At 66.0% G+C, this 20,356-nt stretch carries 24 protein-coding genes; 21 read left to right on the top strand and 3 right to left on the bottom strand.

Annotated features, from left to right (window positions below; all coding sequences use genetic code 11):
- The first annotated feature begins 223 nt into the window (after positions 1–223).
- Complete coding sequence (locus DBO33_RS00460) at positions 224–1,495, top strand: hypothetical protein (protein WP_107653277.1); 1,272 nt, start codon at positions 224–226, stop codon at positions 1,493–1,495.
- Positions 1,496–2,818: a lipase family protein gene (locus DBO33_RS00455; RefSeq protein ID WP_107653276.1), complete on the top strand. Its 1,323-nt coding sequence runs from the start codon at positions 1,496–1,498 to the stop codon at positions 2,816–2,818. It begins immediately after the preceding gene.
- Between the two features lie 148 nt (positions 2,819–2,966).
- On the opposite strand, the gene gnd is transcribed toward DBO33_RS00455, so the two are convergent.
- Entirely contained in the window at positions 2,967–3,995 is a 1,029-nt protein-coding gene (gnd, locus tag DBO33_RS00450; protein WP_107659826.1) for a phosphogluconate dehydrogenase (NAD(+)-dependent, decarboxylating), read from the bottom strand.
- Between the two features lie 308 nt (positions 3,996–4,303).
- Between gnd and DBO33_RS00445 the strand changes: the two genes are divergently transcribed.
- Together DBO33_RS00445 and DBO33_RS42530 are read left to right on the top strand one after the other, a co-directional pair.
- Positions 4,304–6,217: a VanW family protein gene (locus tag DBO33_RS00445; RefSeq protein WP_107653275.1), complete on the top strand. Its 1,914-nt coding sequence runs from the start codon at positions 4,304–4,306 to the stop codon at positions 6,215–6,217.
- Positions 6,218–6,467: 250 nt separating this feature from the next.
- The gene (locus tag DBO33_RS42530; RefSeq protein WP_234390619.1) at positions 6,468–6,749 is read left to right on the top strand and encodes a hypothetical protein; all 282 of its coding nucleotides are present in this window, start codon (positions 6,468–6,470) and stop codon (positions 6,747–6,749) included.
- A gap of 187 nt (positions 6,750–6,936) precedes the next feature.
- Here the strand turns inward: DBO33_RS42530 and DBO33_RS00440 are convergent, their stop codons facing one another.
- Positions 6,937–7,194: a helix-turn-helix domain-containing protein gene (locus DBO33_RS00440; RefSeq protein ID WP_159080089.1), complete on the bottom strand. Its 258-nt coding sequence runs from the start codon at positions 7,192–7,194 to the stop codon at positions 6,937–6,939.
- Between the two features lie 143 nt (positions 7,195–7,337).
- Here DBO33_RS00440 and DBO33_RS00435 point away from each other — a divergent pair, with 143 nt between their 5' ends.
- The 8 genes from DBO33_RS00435 (at position 7,338) to DBO33_RS00400 (ending at position 12,027) form a co-directional block, all read left to right on the top strand.
- Positions 7,338–7,562: a hypothetical protein gene (locus tag DBO33_RS00435; protein ID WP_159080088.1), complete on the top strand. Its 225-nt coding sequence runs from the start codon at positions 7,338–7,340 to the stop codon at positions 7,560–7,562.
- A gap of 112 nt (positions 7,563–7,674) precedes the next feature.
- Positions 7,675–7,920, top strand: a complete 246-nt coding sequence (locus DBO33_RS00430) for a hypothetical protein (RefSeq protein ID WP_159080087.1) — start codon at positions 7,675–7,677, stop codon at positions 7,918–7,920.
- Positions 7,917–8,234 carry a hypothetical protein gene (locus DBO33_RS00425; RefSeq protein ID WP_107653271.1) on the top strand — a complete coding sequence of 106 codons (318 nt, stop codon included), beginning with the start codon at positions 7,917–7,919 and terminating at the stop codon, positions 8,232–8,234. The genes DBO33_RS00430 and DBO33_RS00425 overlap by 4 nt, the downstream gene beginning before the upstream one ends.
- A 91-nt stretch (positions 8,235–8,325) precedes the next feature.
- On the top strand, positions 8,326–9,108 hold the full coding sequence (locus DBO33_RS00420; protein ID WP_159080086.1) for a PE-PPE domain-containing protein: 783 nt from the start codon (positions 8,326–8,328) through the stop codon (positions 9,106–9,108).
- Positions 9,108–9,899, top strand: coding sequence for a hypothetical protein (locus DBO33_RS00415; RefSeq protein WP_107653269.1), 792 nt, complete (start codon positions 9,108–9,110; stop codon positions 9,897–9,899). The genes DBO33_RS00420 and DBO33_RS00415 overlap by 1 nt, the downstream gene beginning before the upstream one ends.
- Positions 9,900–9,939: 40 nt before the next feature.
- The gene (locus DBO33_RS00410) at positions 9,940–10,635 is read left to right on the top strand and encodes a hypothetical protein (protein WP_107653268.1); all 696 of its coding nucleotides are present in this window, start codon (positions 9,940–9,942) and stop codon (positions 10,633–10,635) included.
- 460 nt (positions 10,636–11,095) lie between these two features.
- Complete coding sequence (locus tag DBO33_RS00405; protein ID WP_107653267.1) at positions 11,096–11,299, top strand: hypothetical protein; 204 nt, start codon at positions 11,096–11,098, stop codon at positions 11,297–11,299.
- Positions 11,300–11,829: 530 nt separating this feature from the next.
- Positions 11,830–12,027, top strand: a complete 198-nt coding sequence (locus DBO33_RS00400) for a hypothetical protein (RefSeq protein WP_107653266.1) — start codon at positions 11,830–11,832, stop codon at positions 12,025–12,027.
- On the opposite strand, the gene DBO33_RS42525 is transcribed toward DBO33_RS00400, so the two are convergent.
- Positions 12,021–12,200, bottom strand: a complete 180-nt coding sequence (locus DBO33_RS42525) for a hypothetical protein (RefSeq protein ID WP_159080085.1) — start codon at positions 12,198–12,200, stop codon at positions 12,021–12,023. The two genes, DBO33_RS00400 and DBO33_RS42525, sit on opposite strands and share 7 nt — an antisense overlap.
- Positions 12,201–12,240: 40 nt before the next feature.
- Between DBO33_RS42525 and DBO33_RS00395 the strand changes: the two genes are divergently transcribed.
- The 9 genes from DBO33_RS00395 (at position 12,241) to DBO33_RS00355 (ending at position 20,350) form a co-directional block, all read left to right on the top strand.
- On the top strand, positions 12,241–12,849 hold the full coding sequence (locus DBO33_RS00395) for a hypothetical protein (RefSeq protein ID WP_107653265.1): 609 nt from the start codon (positions 12,241–12,243) through the stop codon (positions 12,847–12,849).
- 21 nt (positions 12,850–12,870) lie between these two features.
- On the top strand, positions 12,871–13,305 hold the full coding sequence (locus DBO33_RS00390; protein ID WP_107653264.1) for a hypothetical protein: 435 nt from the start codon (positions 12,871–12,873) through the stop codon (positions 13,303–13,305).
- Between the two features lie 49 nt (positions 13,306–13,354).
- A complete protein-coding gene (locus DBO33_RS00385) occupies positions 13,355–13,756 on the top strand; it encodes a hypothetical protein (RefSeq protein WP_107653263.1) in 402 nt (133 codons plus the stop codon).
- Between the two features lie 154 nt (positions 13,757–13,910).
- Positions 13,911–14,495 carry a phage tail tube protein gene (locus DBO33_RS00380; protein ID WP_159080084.1) on the top strand — a complete coding sequence of 195 codons (585 nt, stop codon included), beginning with the start codon at positions 13,911–13,913 and terminating at the stop codon, positions 14,493–14,495.
- A 132-nt stretch (positions 14,496–14,627) separates the two neighbouring features.
- Positions 14,628–14,918 carry a hypothetical protein gene (locus tag DBO33_RS00375; protein ID WP_107653261.1) on the top strand — a complete coding sequence of 97 codons (291 nt, stop codon included), beginning with the start codon at positions 14,628–14,630 and terminating at the stop codon, positions 14,916–14,918.
- Positions 14,919–14,986: 68 nt separating this feature from the next.
- Positions 14,987–15,295, top strand: coding sequence for a DUF5361 domain-containing protein (locus tag DBO33_RS00370; RefSeq protein WP_107653260.1), 309 nt, complete (start codon positions 14,987–14,989; stop codon positions 15,293–15,295).
- A 59-nt stretch (positions 15,296–15,354) separates the two neighbouring features.
- Positions 15,355–17,838, top strand: coding sequence for a hypothetical protein (locus DBO33_RS00365; RefSeq protein ID WP_159080083.1), 2,484 nt, complete (start codon positions 15,355–15,357; stop codon positions 17,836–17,838).
- Positions 17,835–18,731 (top strand): phage tail protein, encoded by an 897-nt coding sequence (locus DBO33_RS00360; protein WP_199856499.1) that lies wholly within the window; start codon positions 17,835–17,837, stop codon positions 18,729–18,731. The genes DBO33_RS00365 and DBO33_RS00360 overlap by 4 nt, the downstream gene beginning before the upstream one ends.
- Positions 18,731–20,350, top strand: a complete 1,620-nt coding sequence (locus DBO33_RS00355; protein ID WP_234390618.1) for a Gp37-like protein — start codon at positions 18,731–18,733, stop codon at positions 20,348–20,350. The genes DBO33_RS00360 and DBO33_RS00355 overlap by 1 nt, the downstream gene beginning before the upstream one ends.
- Positions 20,351–20,356 lie beyond the last annotated feature (6 nt).

Raw genomic sequence — 20,356 nt, 5'->3', positions numbered from 1 at the left:
TCGTGTTACAGGTCTTCTTCAGTTGCTGATCGTTTGTCATATCGTGCCTTGCGACGGGGCTGATCTCTGTGTTTACCTGCACGTCACCTACTGTGCTACCGGTGCTTGTTAATCGAGATGGCGTTATACCACCGCCCGATCGATAGGCAGCTACCGGCAGGACATCTCTTCGGCTTAACGAATAACTCGAATCGAGCTAGCAGAGAGGAAGGCTGAACAGCTGATGCGAATCGGTATAGCGCTGCGCGCCACCGCACTGGCGCTGGCGGCCGCGGTCGGTCTCGGACTCGCGGCAACGGCCCCGGCCACAGCGGCGGGCGAGGTGGATCGCTACCTGGATCTGCCGCTGGTGAACCGGGATGCCGCGTCGAGCCCCGGCGGCGTCAACCCCGAACTGCCCTACGACGCGGCCGAGCTGCGCGGGCTACTGGACGAGGCGCGCGGCCAAGGCGTCGCGCCCACCCGATATGCCGCCCTGCTCTATCAGTACTGGCTAGTCGCCGCGACGAACAAGGCCGGCATCGACCTGCGGTCCTGGGATCCGCGCGCGGGCGTCGAGGCCAACCGCACCAACCTGGTCAGGTCTTATCGCTACTACGAAGACCTGCAGTTGAACCACCGAGAGCTGCAGTGGGCGGGGATGGGCGGGCAGGTCGGCGCCGACTTCGGCGGCGGGCTGCTCGATTTCGAGCTGATGGGCAACCTCTACGGCCTGCCCGGTCTCTCCGAATCCGCGCGCGGCATCATCGCGGCGGTCGACCAGGCGGCCGGACCGCAAGCGGTGGCCCAACTTCCGCGCGGGCTGATGGCGCTGGCCGAGGCGGGCTCCCAGATCACGCCGGAAGATCTGCGCTACCTCATCGGATTGATCCTGGTGATGCAGAAGAACATCTTCTCGGACCTGATGCCCATGCACGAGGCCTACGTCACCGAGGGCCTGCCCGCGCTGGAGGAGTTCCAGGCGGCCGGGTTGTTCGGTGCTGACATCATGGAAGCTTGGCGCGGGGTGGCCTCCGGCGACTACGACCGGATCGCCGCGGGCAACGGGACTTTGCTTCGCCGGGAACAGGAGTGGGTGATCGGGGCGCAGTGGGACGAGGCACGCGGCTACAAGGGCAGCGTCGGCGAGGCGATCACCTACGTCAGCGGCGCGGCGGGCTCACCGTCGGTCGCGGGCGTGGCCCCGCCGCGGGAGTTCCATCCGGTGCGTATCCCGTTCACCATGGCCGATGGCCGGCCCGCCCTGCTGACCCTGCCACTGCCGGAATGGAATTGGTCGGAGTTCGGCCCGCGCTGGGATTACATCACCTCGGAGCTGCTGCCCAAGTACAAGTTCCAGGTCGAGAACAACTGGCCCGCATTGGAAGCCGTGATGCGTACGCCCTATGAGATCCAGATGGAATCGCATCGTCCGCTGCTGAACATTCCGCAGCTGCTCGACTCCGCGGCCAGGGAGATCCAGATAACCCCGATCGATACGATGGCGGTGCGCTAGATGAAACGCTTCACCGTGGCCGTTGCGACGGCCGCTTCGCTGGTACTGACCGCGGGAACCGCCGCGGCGCAGACGGAGATGCCGACACCCGGACTGGACCGCGTCTTCAACGGTTTCGTCGTCGGCCAGATCCAAGGCGCGCAACCGGTTCCGCCGGATCAGGCGTTCCAGGCCTTGCTCGCCAACGACCCGTTCTACGAAGAGCCGCCGCTGACCGGTACCGAGCAGCCCGGAACGCTGTTGAAGGCCAAGAAGGTCGACGTGATGTTCCTGGGCATCACACCGCCCGACGTCGAGGCGTACAAGCTGATGTACGTGACCACCGGCATCGACGGTGTCACCCCGATGATCAGCACCGGCATCCTGATGATCCCGAATCACGGTGTGCCCGTCGGTGAGAAGAAGGTGATCTCCTACCAGGAGGCCAACGACAGCGTCGGCTGGTCGTGTCATCCGAGCACCCAGTGGACCGGTGGCGACCCGCTGGACGGCTCGTCCTGGTCCGCACTCGGCCCGCTGGCGCTGATGTTCGACAAGGGTTACGCGGTGATGATCTCCGATGTCGGCAACGACGGAGATCGCAAGCCGCACGGCGTCTTCGCGGGCAAGTTCGCCGCGCACGCCCAACTCGACGGTGTCCGTGCGGCTTTGGCGCATCGCGAGGCCGGACTCGATCCGCAGGCGCAGATCGCGCTGTTCGGGATCGCGGGCGGCGGCGTCGGCGCGGGCTTCTCGGCCGAGCTGCAGCCCACGTACGCGCCGGAGCTCGACGTGAAATCCGCCGTGCTGGAAGGGATGGTGGTCAACCCGCGCAACTTCATGCGGGTCGCCGACGGCTCGGTCGGCTCCGGCTTCGCGCTGGCCACCCTGCTCGGCCTGGAGCCCGCGTACCCGGAGATGGAGGTGAACGCGAAGCTCAACCCGGCGGGCGTCGGGCTGGCGAACGCCTTCCGCACCCAGTGCCAGACGCCTGCCTACTTCGGGCTGCCATTCCTGCCACTGAACACCCTGTTCAACTCCGGCCTCAGCCCCGCCGACCAGCCGGCGTTCCAGCGCGCGTTCGAGGACAACATCCTCGGCCGCTCCGGCACGCCGAAGGCGAAGGTGGCCATCACCTCCTGCGCCGCCGACGACTCGCTCATGTCGCTGGTGCCCGCCAAGGACTCCCGGGAGCTGGCCGACATCTATCGGGCAGGCGGCACCGAGGTGACCTATCAGCCGACCGACTGCAGCATGGTTCGCATGCTCACCGACCTCTACGGCTGGGGCACCGACCTGTTCGGCATGCAGACGATCGACTGGATCGACCGCAACTTCGACTGAAAGGACGTGCCGGTCATGGCATTTCTCTACGGCATCAATTATCTGTTCTGGTTCGGCCCGCTGGCCGTCGCCAAGCTGCTGGCGCAGGCGGCCGGCTTCTGATCCGCTGAGCGCGGCTCCCGCCCACCGCGGGAGCCGCGGTCGGGCGTTACGCCCCGGGTAGCTCGTTGTGCCCGCCGAACGCTTTGCGCATGGCCGAGAGCATCTTGTCCGCGTAGAGCGCCTCGCCGCGCGAGGAGAACCGCTGGAACAGGGCGGCCGCGAGCACCGGCACCGGAACGCCGGTGTCGATCGCGGCGTCGATCGTCCACCGGCCCTCGCCGGAATCCGAGACCCGGCCGCTGTAGGAATCGAGGTTCGGATCGGCGTGCAGCGCGCTCGCGGTGAGGTCCAGCAACCAGGAGGCGACCACCGAACCGCGCCGCCACACCTCGGTCACCTCGGGCACATCGATGGCGTAGCGGTAGTACTCCGGGTGCTCGAGCGGCGTCTCCTCGGCGGAGAACTCGCCGTCGTGCTCGGCGCCGTAATTGGCCCGGTGCAGGATGTTCAGGCCCTCGGCGTACGCGGCCATCGCGCCGTACTCGATGCCGTTGTGCACCATCTTGACGAAGTGTCCCGCGCCGGCCGGCCCGCAGTGCAGGTAACCCTGCTCGGCCATCGATGGCTCACCGGTGCGACCCGGCGTCCGCTCGGCCGCCTCGACGCCGGGTGCGATGGATTTCAGCAGCGGGTCGAGATATTTCACCGGTTCGGCCTCGCCGCCGATCATCAGGCAGAAGCCGCGTTGCAGGCCGAAGACACCGCCCGAGGTGCCGATGTCCACATAGTGGATGCCCTTGGGCTGCAACTGCTCGGCCCGCTTGATGTCCTCGTGGTAGCGACTGTTGCCGCCGTCGATGATGATGTCGCCGGGCTCGAGCAGCTCGGCCACCTGGTCGATGACGGCGCCGGTGGCGCCCGCCGGGATCATCACCCACACCACCCGCGGTGTCTCCAGCGTGCCCACGAATTCGGCGAGGTCGGTGCTGCCCTGGAACTTGTCACCCAGCTCCTGGCGCAGCACGTCGATCTGGTGCGGACGACGTTCGTAGCCGACGGCGGTGTGCCCGTCCTTGACGATGCGGCGCACGATATTGGCGCCCATTCGTCCGAGGCCGATCATTCCCAGCTGCATGCCATCCCTCTCCTCGTGTGTGCGGTGGCCGGACACTCGTTCGTCCTCGATTGTCCCGCCTCGATTCGATCCTGGTCCGTCCGGCGGTGTAACGCACGGTGCGCCGCACCGATAATCAGATCGGCTCCGCGTAGTTGCCAGACCCCCGACCCGGCAACTGCGCGGGGCCCTTTGCGTAGCCCACCGGGTTCTTTGCAAGGAATTAGCTGTAGATCAGTGCTCACCTGACGTTGTCGCTGGGGCGCACTATCGTTGGCGGAGACTCGCACCCAGTGAGTCCCAACTCAACCGAACGGGGAGGACGGTTCGTGACGAGCCAGTCGAGCACCGGACGCCGCGGCCAACAACCGGCGGGCGAGGTCGGTTTACGCCAGCTGCTCGAATCGGCCCAGGCCAACGGGGCGCAGCAGCCCCAGGAGTGGGGCGGCGATTCCGCCCCCACCGAACCGCTACAGGTCACCCCGACCAGGCGCGCCACCCATCGGGCCAAGCCGGGGGAGCGTCCGGCGCCACCGACCCGGCGGCCCATCTCCGGTCCTCCCGCGCAGCGGCTGAATCGCACCGTGCTGAAGCGGGCCGGCCTCGCGGTCGGTGCGGTGCTCGCGGTGACCGGCCTCGCCTACGCGGTCGATCTGGTGCTCTCCTCGGGCGAGGTGCCGCGCGGCACGGTCGTCGCGGGCGTCGACGTCGGCGGCCTGGACACCGAGGCCGCGGACACGAAGTTGCGCGCCGAACTCGCACCGCGCGCCGACCGGGAACTACCGCTGCGCATCGGTGACGTGCAGACCAGGCTCGTCCCCGCCGCCGCGGGGCTGACCGTCGACTGGGACGGCACCTGGGCGCGCATCGGCAAGCAGCCGCTCGACCCGATCACCCGGCTCACCTCGTTCTTCACCACCCGCGATGTCGCGGTGGCCAGCGGCGTCGACGACGCCGCGCTGGATCGCCAGCTGACCGCGCTACGCGTACACGACAGACCCTCGGTCGAAGGCACCATCGCCTTCGACAAGGCACGACCGGTCGCGGTCGCCCCGGTCCCCGGCCGCGTGCTGGACACCCCGGCCGCCCGCACCGACCTGATCGACAAGTGGATCACCGGTGCCGCGCTGGACCTGCCGGTGCACCCCGCACCGCTCACCGTCCGCCCGGACGCGGTCGACCAAGCCCTGCGCGAAGTGGCCGAGCCCGCGGTGCGCGCGCCGATCGTCTTCGCGGGCAAGGGCGGGTCGGCCAAGCTCGACCCGGAGCAGATCGCGTCGGTGCTGTCCTTCGCGCCCGACGGTCAAGGCGGGCTCGCCATGGCCGTCGATCAAAACGTCGCGGTCGGTTTGCTGGCGCCGCAACTCGCGCCCTCGGAGATCGAGGCGAAGGACGCGACGTTCGCACTCACCGGCGGCAAACCGACCGTGGTGCCCGCGGTCGTCGGTGACAAAATCAACTGGCCGAAGACCTTCGAGCAGTTCGCCGCGCTGCTCGCCGCGCCGCAGGAGCGGACCGGCCAGGCGATCTACGAAAAAGTGGAGCCGAAGCTGACCACCGAGGCGGCACAGGGGCTCGGCGTGGTCGAGACCATGGGCACGTTCACCACCAACGGCTTCAGCGGCCCGTCCGGGGTGAACATCAAGGTGGTTGCCAGGAAGGTCAACGGCGCGGTCGTGAAGCCGGGAGATACTTTCTCGCTCAACGACTTCACCGGCCCGCGCGGCACCGCCGAGGGCTACGTGGAGTCCGGCATCATCGATCACGGCAGGCCGAGCACCGCCGTCGGCGGCGGCATCAGCCAGTTCGCCACCACCCTCTACAACGCCGCGTACTTCGCGGGCATGGAAGACGCGGGCCACACCGAGCACAGCTACTACATCTCCCGCTACCCGGCCGCGCGCGAGGCGACCGTCTTCGACGGCGCGATCGATCTGCGCTTCCGCAACAACACCCCGCACGGCGTCTTCATCGAGGCCGTCACCACCGATTCCGAAGTGACCGTTCGGCTCTGGGGTACCAAGACCCTGAACGTCGAATCGGTGACCGGTGAGAAGACCAAGCCGACCGAGCCGACCACCATCAAGCTCCCGAAGGGCAAGGACTGCATCGCCTCGGAGGGCGCCCCCGGCTTCACCATCTCCGACACCCGCATCATCACCGACAAGCGCTCCGGTCGCGAGGTCTCCCGGACCACCCGGACGGTCAAATACGATCCGATCCCCGTCGTGAAATGTGAGTGACCGCAACAACTCCTGGGCAACGCCCGTCCCCGCCGACGAGCCGCACGCCGCCGCCTTCCGGCCGCGATGTGCGGCTCGAGCCAACTTCCGGCTATCTCACAGCGCGCCGCTGGTTAGCCCGGCGAGCCACGAATCATTCTGTGGCAGGGCGACTTTGGTGGGCGACCCCCCGGCGAATGGGATATAACTACGCCAGATTCCGGGACGCCAGTCCGGTTCTGTCTCGGAGTGGGGCTCAAGGTTGAGCGAAGTGAAGGGGATAACAGTCGTGGACCAGATCGACTCAGTCAGACCGTTTGCGGCGGGGCGGGGAAACAACGCCGCAGTCACACTGGGTACGGCTATCGGGGATGAAGTTGCCCGGCGGGTTGTGCAGGGCAAGGGCACGTTGTGTGACGTCGTACTCGCGGCGTGGGTGATGGGCGTAGATCCGGTCGAAGCGGTGCTGCAGTACGCCGAGGCGGCCACCGGAGTGATCGTCGACGACACCGTGGTGGTGGCCGACGGTGGTGCCGATCCACGCTGCGCATAAGCGTTTTCGCCGCACGGCAGTAGGGTGCCGGCGCGGTCTTCTCACACGGCGCGCCGATGTCAGGGCGTGAAGTCCTGCGCCGCATCAGTTCGCCGATCGTCTTTTCGACTCACTGTCCCGCGCAATAGCTTTCGCACCGCCGAGACCCGGTGGTGACGGCAGTGTGGGTGCTGTTCGGTTGTGTGCGTTACTCCGCGGGGCGTTCGACGTCGCGCAGCGCGAGCGCCACGAACTCCCGCATCGGAATGTCCAGTGCGGTGCACAACGCGTGCAGCTGCTGCATGTCCGGCGACCGGTCGCCGTTCTCGAAGCGCTGAATCGTGCTGACTCCGAGGCCGGTCAGCGCCGCGAGTTGCGGACGCGTCAGGGCTCGCCGAGCCCGGGCTGCCCTGAGCTCTGCTCCTACTGCGCGATTGATGTCCGAAGGTACCTTTTCCACACCCATATGGACCATTCTGAGGTCCGAACGGCTACCTGGCAAACGACATGCCGTAAAAACACCAAGGTTTCCCACAGTTATCGGATATTTCGCCCGTAAAGGTCATCTGTGAGTTGCAACAGGTCCAAACGGACCTTAGTGTGCTCCGTATGGAACATCTAGACCAGATGGTTGCCGGGAAGGTGCGGCTCGCCATGTCCGATGCGGGACTTTGTCTCGAGGACTTGGCCGCGCGTTCCGGGCTGCCGGCTTCCGACCTGCGCAGCCTGCTCGCCGCGCACGGCTCGTTCACGCTGGACGAGCTCGTTCGGATCGCCGCGGTAGTGCGGCGCCGCGTCGTCGACCTCTTGCCCGACCAAGCGGAGATGCGATGACAATCACTGATGCCCGCCGGTCGCCCGGCGAGTCCCGCCGTCGACTTTCGGCGTGTCGTACCAAACATTTTGTGACGCAAATCACTGCCTGCCGGAAGGCGGATGGGCGGTGTTGAGCGATCGATCAGCTACCGCCGAGACGGCACTCGATCACGCCGTGCGCAGTGTGCCGAGGCTCGCCGGATTCGGCGCGTGGCGCCCGGGCATCTCCGGCATTCCCTACCTCGGCGGCGACGAACCGCACGCCGTCGTCGTGGTCCTCATCCACGATCCACGCGACGCCCGGGTGCGCAGCGCGACACTCGTCGCGACCCCGGACCCGACGGCACCGATCGACCCCGAGCCGAGCCCGCGGTGAGCAAGCCGGCGCGACGGCGTCGCGCGAATCCCGCCCTCGAGATCTTCCGGCACCATATCGGTGCCCGCGTCACCTACCTCGGAACGACCGCGGCGCGCGGCGCCGTCGAACACGGCGTCATCGTCGATGTGGATCACCGGATGGTGTACGTCGACTACGGCTATGCCAATCCCGTCTGTGCCGAACTCGGTAACGCCATCGCCACCCATCCGTCGAATCTTCGACTGGAAACCGCTGTCGCACAGCCGGGCTCCTGTGATCACTGCGGCACCGCGGCCGAACGCCCCGGCCCGGTATTGCACGCGCCCCGCTGATCCGGCGCTCTCGTTTTCTCATTCTCCGACCTGACCGAGTGGTTCCGTCATGCGCTCAACCGGTCGAGTCGTGCACGAAAGGACAGACCACGTGGCCATTTTCGGCCGCCGTTTATTCGGCAAGTTGCTCGCTCCCGGCGAGGTCATCGATGTGTTGATCGTCGGAGGTACCTGGAATCCGAATGGCGATCCGGTCACCGCCGCCTTCGCCGAAGCTCTCGACCCACGGCGTTTTGTCGTGCGAATGGTGCCTTATCCGGCGGATTACGGGCGGCACGTCGCGTTCGCCGACAGTGTGGCGGCAGGTAGGCAGGCCTTGATCGATGCGATCGAAGCAACGCCCAATCGTGTAGTGCTGGCTGGTTATTCACAGGGGGCGGGTATCGCGGGTGACCTCGCCGCCGAGATCGGCGCCGGTCTGTTCCCGCACTTGGAGGTCATCGCCTGTGCATTGATCGCGGACCCGCTGCGTCCGGCGGGCTGTTGCCTCGGTAAGGATCCCGGCGGTTACGGCGTCGTCGGGCAGCGGACCATCACCGGTATTCCGACGTATTGGGTTGCTGCCGAGGGTGATCCGATCACCGCGCTGCCCGCGGGCAATCCGCTGCGCCTGATCGCCGATCTCAGTGCGTATTTCAGCCTGGCCAGTCCGGAAGCCATGGTGCGCTGGGGGCAGAGCATCATCGCGGTCGCCACCCGGCACCAGCTGCAACGCTGGTGGTCGCTGGAGCACTGGCGCTCCTGGGGTGGCGCCGTCGCCTATGCCCGCGGCTATCTGTTCGACGGGCGGCACACCGACGCCTACGTCCGGCACGGCCACGCCCGGCTGCTCGCCGAGGCGATCAACCGCGAGGTGGCCGAGGGGAACCGCTGATGCCGTGGTTCCAGGTCGACGACCAGCTCGGTTTCCATCCCAAGGCCGTCGCGGCGGGCAACGCCGCGATGGGGCTGTGGGTGCGGGCCGGCTCGTGGTCGATGCAACAGCTCACCGAGGGTTTCGTGCCCGCCGCGATCGTGCGCGGCCTCGGCTCGGCGGCGCAGGCGAAAAAGCTGGTGGAGGTGGGCCTGTGGATGGCCGTCGACGGCGGCTACCAGTTCCACGACTGGGGCGAACGCCAGATGTCGAAGGCCGAAATCGAGGACCGACGCCGTAAACGGGCCGACGCGGGTCGCAAAGGCGGTCAGGTCTCCGGGCAAGCCAGACAGCTTCGTGCGCAAGCAAGTGCTGCACCATCTGCTCGAACACCCACTGCAGCAAGGGTTCCGGCCGAAGCTGAACCAGCTGTCGAGCAATTGCCGGAGCACATCGAAACCCCTGTCCCTGCCCATGACCCTGAAAGTTCTTCCAGGGCAGTGCGATCGGCGCCGCCCCGGCAATGCCCGATGCACCGCAATCACCCCGCGCCGCCACCGTGCGGTGGCTGTGCCGACGCGAGGCGCGCCAGACAGCGGTGGGACGCGGCGCACGGCAGCGACCTGCGCGCCGATGCCGTGCACCGCCGCGAAGCCGCCCGCAACTGCGTGATGTGCGACGACGCGGGCTGGCGCCACCCACCAGCCGATCTGCTCGCCGTGAACCCCGATCCGCCCGTGCTGCGCTGCGACCACCGCACGGTGACCTCGCTCGACCACTGGCATGCCACCGAAGAGGAAACGACACCATGACAACCACCACCGCACCGCGGTCCATCGAGGCGGTTTCCCGGTGACCGAGCACCCGAACCACCTGTACCTCGACCGCATCGAACTCCGTGCGCTCGCTGAGTTGCTTCGCGAAATCCCCGATCTCGCCGAGGATCTCAGCATTTCGCTGACCAGGCAGTCCCGATTGAGCACCCGCGGTGACTATCGGATGAACCGCAGACCGAGCGAACAGCCCCTGCCCTACAACCCCGCCGCCTCCCGGGCCGCCGACGAATTACACGCGGTACTCGTCTCGTGGGTGCGGCTCGTGTGTGAGCAGCGTGGTCTCGACTATGCCGGATCACCGTCCACGCCCGGCCTCGCTCGCTGGCTGGACCGAAACCTGATCGCGCTGGCCATGACCGAGGGTGCCGAGGGCGCCCCCTCGGAGATCCGCACGGTGGTGCAGGCCGCACTGTGGATCGTGTGCCCGCCTGCCGCACCGATCGAGCTGGACGAGCAGAAACTCGAGCAGGCGCGCCGGCACCGGCTCAACGCATCCGGGATCGCCACGTTGGCAAAGGAACTCGGCGCCGAGTATCAGGGACTGACCGTGCGGCGGATCCAAACACTGCGCAACGCAGGGAAAATCGCCCCACTACCCGGGCCGTGGGCACCGGGCTGGCCAGAGTTGTACACCGTGGGTGAGGTATTGGACGAACACCTGGTGCATCCGATGCGACGTCGCGCACCGGCCGCCGTGAATGACTCGAATTGAGTTGTTTCAAAACGTAATTCGGTGCGCGCTCGGCGAAAGAACGCAGAAAGTTACAGTCATTTCGTATGAAATGAATCACAACATAACTCTCGAATTGCTGGGTACCTGTGACCGGGTGCGCTATTCGCAACGTTCACGCTCGGCGATAGCTGGGTCGGTGGCTGTGCATCGGCTGCGGACTCGGCCGAGTGCCGGGGACTGGTGCGTCGAGATGCCGGTATGTGAACGAAGTTCCCGGAGCGCCTGGGAAACCGTAGAAGTCGCGGCCCTGCACCGAATTTGCAGGTATTGTTCCGAAACCCTCGCTGTGCATGACCCGTTATCGATCGGCAATTGACGTCGTGCGTTGCGCGTGACTGGCGGGTCGCTAGCCGGGTAAACCCTGTGCTAGAAAACTCTCGACCGATAACCAGCAGGTTGTCGATTCGAGGGACAATTTTTTCAAGGGGAAGATTCTCAGATGAGCAAGATTCGCGTGTTCGGCGTTGTGTTCGCGGCTACCGCAGGCATCATCCTGGCCGGTTCGGGCCTGGCCTCGGCCGGCACCGACTCGGGCTCGGGCACCGGTTCCGCCAAGACCGACACCGCGACCGAGAGCGGTTCGGCCACGATCCTCGGTGACCTCCTCAAGCTGCTGAGCACGGGCTCGGCGGAGGCCTCGTAGTACATCTGCTTGCAGCTGAGCCGATTGCCCCACCTCGCAGGAGGTGGGGCAATCGGCGTTTTATGGGCAATCGATGCTCTCGGGTGGACGCTCGAAAGTAGCCATCTACCTGCGTTTTTCATGCAATTCTGTATTCGGGGGTTGACATCTTCCGCGCTTTAGGTGAAGCTTTGTGCAGCGCCACAGCTGCGCCCTCATCCCGAACTTCTCCGGGAAACTCTCGTACTACCAATCACTTTCACGTTCCGCTATTACGGCCCCCTGTGTGGCCGGCGTAGCGAATGCATGTGGCATGCCCCCGAAACCTCTTCGAGATCGATGACAAGCGGGCGCGAGCCTGCCACATACCCGCCCCGGTTTCCGCTCCTGTCTCCCGCTGACCCCTTTCTCGCGGTTGCAGACGTGCAGATGCGACCGGGGCGTTTCGCCCCACCCCCGGTACACCCCCTGATCGGGGGTGGGGCTCAAACGTCTCACATGGCACGGTGAACCCGCCGGAGCCCGAACCTTTTCGACAACCGAGGTCTGACATGGACAACACCGTCCTGGAGCTGCTCGAACTGGCCGACCACGCCACCCCGGCGGCCCCGCTCACCATCGCCCAGGCTCACGAGTCGATGCGCGTCCACCGCGCCTGCTCCGTCGACCACTGCCGTCGAAAAGCGTTGGCCTTCAACACCTTGGTCGAAGCAGGTCGCATCGTGCCGGACTCGTCCCGGCGTTATTGACCCTCTCGAGAGGAGGTGAATCGATGCTCACCGTCGTCCTCGACCTGATTACCCTGGCCTGCCACCTGGCGCCCCTGATCCGCCCGCTCCTGGGTCTGTAAACCCGAGCGCGGCGAGGTCCGCCCGCCGTCTATGCCCAAGCCCAATCCCTGGTCGGGACTGGGCTTTTTCATGCCCAGCATCCACCGAGTTCAGATCAGGGGACGTAACACATTGTCTGACAAGAAAATTGTCGAGTCCATCCAGTTCGCCAACCATCAGCCACCGCCGGAGTACGTGCGCACCGATGCCGGACAGCTGGTGACGCCGGAGTTCCTGGCGTTCATCCAGCAGGCTCTCAGCGGGAAGCTCGCCGAGTCCGCGGACACCGCGGAGCTGGATCCACAGGTGAAGGCGCTGGCCGAGGAACTGTCGGTGATCCACCTGCCCGAATGGCGGAGCAAGCAGTCGCCCAAGACGGCGGAGCCGACGGTGACCGGCATCAAGCAGGCGACGCGCGTCGCCGAGTATCTCGTAAAGCGCGGTGTGCGAGTGCATCCCGAGCTGGAGGAGATCCGCTGGACCGCTACCCCCGGTGGCGCGCCCGGTGCGTTCGATACCGGCCTGCACGTCACCAAGGACGAGAACGGCGAGTGGCCGGTACCGGACCCCGAGTCGTTCTACGACCTCGACGACATCCAGGTCAGCCAAACCGACGACGGCCGCTGGTACGCCGTCCATCCCCGCGGCCTGTCCTTCGAGGCCGCGACCAAGACCGAAGCCTATGCGGGAGTCGTCGATCAACTGCGTCAGCGGATCGAGCAAGCCCGGCAAGAGCCATAGCCACGAAAGGGTGGTAGCGCGATGACCGAACGAATCGTGTACCCCGACATCGAGAAGACTCTGGTCGATTACCTGACCGCGCAACTCACCGCAGTTTCCGACACCGCGAAGGTGGTCACCCGGATTCCGGAGCCACGGCCGGCGCGGATGGTGCGGGTCAAGCGGAACGATCGAATCCTGCGACAGGACATCGAAGATCGAGAGGGTCGCCGCGGTCCGAACCTGATTCTGGATCGGCCACGCGTTGTCCTCGAATGCACCGATGATGCCGGTGCCGCAGCCGCTTTGGCCGGGCTTGTCCGCGCCATCCTCTCGGCTGCTGCGCCGGGCTACCTCGGCACCGTGTGGTGCGACTACATCGAAGATGTCGGCCTCGAGAACGACACCGATCCGGCGACGGCCGCCCCGCGACACACCATCGTCGCCGATTTGATCGTACGCGGCAAAGCGGCCTGAACACCTTGTACGCCAACACAACTGGTCGCCTGAACAAGGAGAGATAGCAGTGACACAGCGAGAGATCAGCCTCAAGAAGGATGAAACCCTGCTGGTGAAGTGGATTGCCGAGCCATTCCGGTATGCGCGGTTGGTTCGGATCGTCAACGCAAACGGCTGGCCCAATGCATTTATCTTCGATATTCACCCGACGATACCGGGAGAAGACTTCGTGTTCTCGCAGATGGAGGCGAGATTCTATTCGCCCTACTGCGTGCTCAGTTACGTGCACCGCGACGACGACAGGCGCGGTCATCAACTTGTCCACCGGGATACCTGGGGCGAGAAGACCGTGAAGCAGCTACTTGTCTCGGTGCTTGCAGGGTATGCCGGCAGTAGCGGCGGTTACGAGATCGTCGATTGGGGCGGTTTCGCAGTCTCCGATGATCGTCCCGCTACCCAGGTCTACTGACGGGAACGCCGCCCGCCTCTCTCTATCGGGGGAACGCGGTCGTGCGGACATCAAACGTGCGAGGCGTAGCCCTCGCCTGACTCCCCCTCATGGGAGCCACAACTGAATACCGAAATCCCATGGGCCTGCGCAACAATCCCAAGGGAGAATCACAATGGCTTTGCCTTCTAGCAAGTACATCGGTACCGGTGCTCCGGTCACTGTTTCCGGCGGTGTGCTGGTCGCCCCGATCGGCACTCTGCTGCCGGTCGGCGCGAGCGTCAAGCCGGTCGACGCGTTCAAGGCCCTCGGCTACGTCTCGGAGGACGGCATCGAGTCCAAGGGCGAGCGCAAGATCGAGCAGGTCAAGGACTGGAACGCCGACATCATCGCCAACCTGCAGACCGAGCACTCGGTCCGCTTCGGCCTCACCTTGTACGCGGTGTGGGACGAGGATGTCCTCACCCAGGTGTTCGGCGACGGCAATGTCGTCCCCACTGCGGCGTCGGCCACCTCGGGCAAGCAGTACGCGATCAAGGAGACCGGCTCGGTGCTGCCGCGTCGCGCATGGGTGTTCGACATGCTGAGCGAGAACAAGAAGATGCGCATCGTGCTGCCGAATGCCTCGATCTCGCAGGTTCAGGAGCGCAAGTTCGTGTCCAAGGAACTGGCCGGCTTCAACATCACCATTGAGGCGTTCAAGGACGACGCCCAGGTCAAGGCTTACCGCTACCTCGACGACGGCATCAAGACCGCCTGATAAAAGCCCCCAGCGGTGGCGGGTTTCACACCTATGCGCAGGCCCGCCCGCCACCGTTGGGCCCTTATTTCCCATTTCAAAAAATCTTCCATCACCTGCGCACAAACATGTCATGAAAGGGTCTGCGAACCAATGACTTCCCCGAAAGCCCCCATCACCCTCAACCGCCCGCTTCAGGTAAAAGACGACTTCGTCTACAAAGTGGGCGATGCCGAATTGAATCTCCCGTCCCTGTCGTATCTCAAGCCGGGCCTGATCCGCCGGATCCGCCGCCTCGGCGACGTCGACGCGATGTACACACTGCTGGAGCTGACTCTGTCCGCCGAGTCGCTCGCGGTGCTGGACGAGATGGATCCGGACGCCTACCACGAGCTGCTGGATGCCTGGCGCACCCACTCGGGAGTCAACCTGGGGGAATCCTAAGCCTCGATGCTCTTCTCGAAGAGCATTGCGAGGCTATCGAATACGACCTGATCACGCTCGGCCTGCGGTTGCGTCAGCTCGGCACCGAGGTGCTCGGCTGGCGTGAGCTGAAGGCGATCGTCCGATGGCTACCCGCCGAGTCCGCGCTGTTTCGTGCGATGAATCCCGAGAGTTACCGCTGGCAGCTCGACCAGTTCCTGCTGGCCGACATCACCGATTCGCTGCGCTGGCTCGTCTGGGCGAAAACCGACGACGCCAGGAACGGCCGCAACCGTCCGGAACTCGTGCCGCGCCCCGGCGTGAAGTCCGGGCGCGAACGAATCGGCACGGCCACCGGGATCGACGAGATGAACGAGTTCCTCAACTGGGAGGACTAGCCCGCGGGCGTTGATCTGCGCAAACGGCCGAGAAAGTAGATGCGAATGTGGAGAAACAAATGAGCTCCGATGTGCGGACTCCGCCGGACTCGAGGCGACCTTCGGCGCGCCCGCCGGTCATGGCGATGCCGGACATCCTGGCCATGTCCAACAGCGGCCAGCCCGGCCCCGGGCAGAAGGTCTCGTTGCCGAGCGGGGCGGTCTGGGAAGGCGGCAAGGTCACCGGCACCTCGGTGATCACCCTGCCCGGTGACGAGCCGATCCTGGTGGCCGGCGATTCGTCGGTGTCGGCGAACGGGATCACCGGTGATTCCGTGCAAATCGGTTCGCTGACACAGGCTTTCCAGGAAATCCTCGGCGCGGTACCGAAATTCTTCGCAAACTGGGTCGCGACCGGTGCGCTCAACCGCTACGACCCGGACGGCAAAGCCGCCAAGACGCGGACCAGGATCGTTCGGGTCAGCTCGAAGGCGACGCTGTCCGGTCCGGCCCGAGATCGCCACGGCGACAACGACTCCGGCGACGAGGTCAGCGACGATTCGGGTGTACCCGGGTCGGGTGTCGAAGGCCGCACGCCGCAGCGTTTCGCGAACGGCGGCATGGTGCACGGGCCGGGCGGGCCGCGGCAAGACCAGGTTCTTGCCCGGTTGTCGCCCGGTGAGTTCGTGGTCAATGCCGCGGCGACGTCGAATGCGTTGCCGCTGCTGGCCGCGATCAACGGCGGTTGGGTGCCGTCGCCGGCCTATTTGGGTGGCATGCTGCCCGGTTTCGCCGACGGCGGTCTGGTCGGCGCGGGTGGCTCGGCGGCCCAGTCGTGGCGCGATCTGCTGCGCAACCCCATCGCGCCGACCAGCCCGGATGCCGCTTTCCGGCCACAGGATTTCGGCCTGTTCGGCATGGTGGCCGATGTCCTCGGCGGCATCGGGAATGCCGCCATCAATGCGGGCGGCGCCGCCGGTGCCGCGCTGGGTTCGATCGTCGCGCCCGCCTTCGGGCCGGGCGGCGTACTGAACTCGGTGCTCGGCTCCGGCGGTGCGGCAGGCGCCCCGGCACAGGAGTCGGCGACCCGTTCGGACTCGCCCGATCTCGGCGAAGCAAATCCGTTGGGGGCCGCCATGCGGGTGCGGTCCGAGGGGACGCCCGGGGCGCTCGGCTTCGGCCGCGCGTACCAGGCGCCGATCGGGAATATGCCGACCGGCAACGAGGCCGGCCAGTCCACGGCGGTGCGCACCGGCGGCCTCAACCCCTTGGGGTCGTTGTCGACCGCCTTGGCCACCGGCATCGTCGGTGCGGCAACCCAGGCGGGCAGTCAGGTCGGTGCCGCATTGGGCTCGGTGCTGGCGCCCGCACTCGGGCCCGACGGCGCGTTGGCGCCGGTGATCGGTGCCCAGCTCGGCAGTTTGATCGGTGCGAAGTTCGGCGGCAGCCTGTCCGCGTCGATGACATTGTCCGGCGAGTCAGGCGGATCCGGGCTCGGAGCCAGCGGGCCGACCAGCGTCGGTACCGGCGAAAACGGCAGCGGTGACGGCGGGAATTCGTTTGTGCCGCAACAGACGGATGAGAGTGTCACCGGCGCATCCGGTGGGGGTTCCTCGTATTCCGGTGGCGGGTCGTACACCTACGGTGGCGTCCCGACCCCCTCACCGACCGGCTCGTACCTGGTCCGCAACCGCCCGAGCAAGAACGGGCAGTCCGGCGACCCGTCGAGTGTCGATGTGCCGCTGACCGATGCACCGACCGGCGGAACTCCTGCGGTCGGTGCGGCCGGATTCGGTGCGCAGTCGCTGGCACTGAGCGACGAGATCTACGACCCCTACACGAGCAGCTTCAAGGATCTCCTCAATGTCGCGGGCGGTCAGCTCGGTGGCGACGCGGCTTCCGTGCTCGCGCCGCTGGTGGGCCCGAACGGCAACGCAATCATCGAGGCCGGCGCCCAATTCGGCGCCGAACAGGGTGACGCGCTCGGTGATCTCTACAAGAGCGTGGATCCCGAGGGCAAGTGGTCGTCGAGCATCGCCGCGGTCGTCAAGGAGTACACCGGTATCGACTGGAACCCCACCGGCACCCAGAGTGCGACGCCGCAGATGACCCGCGATCAGCAGGTCGGGCTCGCCGCTTTGCAAGGCGGCATCAGCGGCCTCCAGCAGAACGGCCTGGTCGGCGGTATCACCGGCGCGATCAAGGGCGCGGCGTCCACTGTCGGCAGCACCCTCGGTACCGCCGCCGGCACCTTGGTCGCCCCGTTCCTCGGCCCGCTGGGCGCGCTGGCTCCCGCGATCGGCTCGATGATCGGGTCGATGGTCGCGGGCACCGCCGCGGAGTTCATCACCAAACCTATCGAGATCGTGGCCAGCGGCGTGAAAGAGGAGCTCGGCACCGGTTTCGGCCTGACCAATCTCGCCAAAGGTCCGGGCGGTCGCACCGCCCGGGGAGACATCTACAACTTCAACGGCATGGACCCCAAGAGCGCCGCCATCGCGGTGGAGCGGGTTCGCCGGCGTCGCACGGTGGCGCAACAACGCGGAGGAGGGCTCGGCCGATGACCCACCAACTTTTGGACAACAGCCATTACACGAAGATCGTCCTGTGGGACGTCAACGGCCGGGTGTGGCACCTGTCCGGCTCGAATGCCGGACGCGAAGGCGTCCGGCTGTCGAACCAGACCGGGTACATGTTCGCCCCGGTGCAATTGCTCGTCAACGAGGGTGCGCGCCAGGACGGCGCGACCTTCCAGCGCTCGATCCGCGCCAAGAAGGAATGGGACTTCATCGCGGTGATCTCCCAGTCCGCGAAAAGCACTGGCGCGCATCCGGTCCGGGATTTCTACGCGGTGCACGATGCTTGGTTCCGCGGTTGGTCCACCGACAAGCCGTCCACCATCGGGTTTTTCACCCGTCATCAGGGCTGGCGGTTCCAGCAGGTGCAGCTCGACAGCGCACCTGAAGCCGTCGGCGAGATCGACCCGGCGCGCAATGCCTTTGCGCTGTACAAGATGTCGGCGACCGCGATGGATCCGCTGGAACGACATTTCGACGAAACCGCGGTGTGGACCAACACCTCGGGCCTCAACGAGGGCAAGGTGCGGGCACGCAACGCCGCCGACCAGCCTGCCTGGCCGCGGTACACCATGAATGGTCCCGGCCGCTGGGCGATTCTGGATCCGACGGGAGGTGCGACCCCGCGGTTGGTGCACACGCCTCGGCTCACCGCCGCACAGACCCTGCGGATCGATACGCATCCTCGGCATCGCACCGCTCGCCTGTACTCGGGGAATTCGACGACGCCGCAGAATGTCTGGGGCCAGTTGGCCGGTCGCCGCTGGCTCGCCGCGCTGCCGCCATGGAGCGCCACCGACATCATCGTCCAGGTCGACGGCGGCAATCTGCAGTCCAGCCTGGTCGTCTCGGTCACGCCGCGATCGTCGAGGCCGTTCTGATGAGCATGCCTGCCTGGGACCCGCAGGACGAAGCCCTGCGCATGGACAAGGCGTACAAAGACGAACAGGAGCAGCTACGCGATCCTGATGTCCTGGTGCGCTATTGGGACAAATGGATGCAGGAGGTCGGCGAGGAGCACAGCTACCTCTCGCTGGAGTTCACCTACCCGCGCAACGCACCCGGCGGACTCAAGATGATCTGCCCGCGCGACATGGTGCACTTCGACCACCTCTTCAACAATAAAGACCACGAAGACGCCACCATCCCGATCACGGTGAACACCAAGGGATTCCGCTGGGATGGTTACATCACCAAGGCCTCGATCGTCCGGGACGAGTACGGCGTCGAGACCGTCGACATCGAGGCCATCCACTGCTGGAACCACATCTCGACGATCTGTTGCTGGGCAAGCCCTTTCGCGCCGATTCTGGCGCAGTTCCCGCGGCACATGATCCAGTTCGGCCCGGTGCGCACCATTATCACCAACTACCTGACGACCAACCTGATGCGCCTGCAGGCGCCGGGCTGGGTGCCGCCGCAGCACGCCGAGAAGCCGGAGTGGGGCGGCACCGGCAACCTGCTCTTCCCGATCGCCGTCGTCCCGGTGGATCCGCTGCACGACACCAGCAAGTGGAGCGCGGCGTCGGCCCGTTTCGACATGGCCGACAAGCTGTTCGCCCCCATGCTCGAAGACTCCGGCGTCATGCTGACCGCCCGGTTCTTCCTGCCCGACGAGGACGAACAGCCGGCGCCGAAATGGTTCCACCTCGATCGGCCGACCGTGGTGCTGGAGACCGTGGACAAGTCGGGTGTCACCGGCCCGACCGGCACGCTGATCGACGGAATCCGTTCCTGGATCGAAGAATTCACCGGCGACGGCACCACGCCCGTGCGCTACCCGAACCTGGACTCCACCACCGAATACGAAGCGGTGTATGGAGAGCGCCTCAGTCAGGGCACTTTCCGGAACTACCCCTGGGTGTGGTACTTCGAAGGCGAGTACTCCGGGATCGGCAAATCCGAGATCGCGCTGCACAAGCCCACCGCCACCGACATCATCATCGGCGGCCGCTCGCCCGGCTGGGTGAACGCGGGCATCGAGTTCGTGATCAAGGGCTTGCTGTCGCTCATCGGGCTCGGCTGGCTGTACCGCGGGCAGCTCAACGACGTGTTCCTCGCATGGAACGTCTACCGCAACATGGAGCGGGTGGACCGGGCCGGTCCGTATGCCTTCCGGGAGCTGTACATCTCGGGCAGCGACAAGGCGTTCAACCTGGACGGTCTGGTCGCCGCCCGCCAGGGCATGCACCTGACCCGCGGCTACACCAGTAAGCGGGTGACCGTCGAAGACAACGCCCCCTACATCCTCGGTCAGGACTACGGGCTCGGCGACCAGATCGGCTTCGCACTCGACGGCAAGATCTTCACCGATTACGTGACCGAACTGACCTTCACCGACGACCGTGAGACCGCCGCGAAATGGCACATCGTGGTCGGCGACGGATCCGATGAAGAGGACTCGATCGTCAAGGCATGGCAGCGGCTCGGCCGCGTCGCCGCCGCGATCAAGGATCTGGCCACCGACGTCGGCGCCGATCTCGACCTGCTCATCTTCTGAGCCCTT

The organism is Nocardia suismassiliense (assembly GCF_900269665.1).
In the GTDB taxonomy this organism is placed as follows: Bacteria; Actinomycetota; Actinomycetes; order Mycobacteriales; family Mycobacteriaceae; genus Nocardia; species Nocardia suismassiliense.
This window is presented reverse-complemented; position numbering and strand designations above follow the sequence as displayed.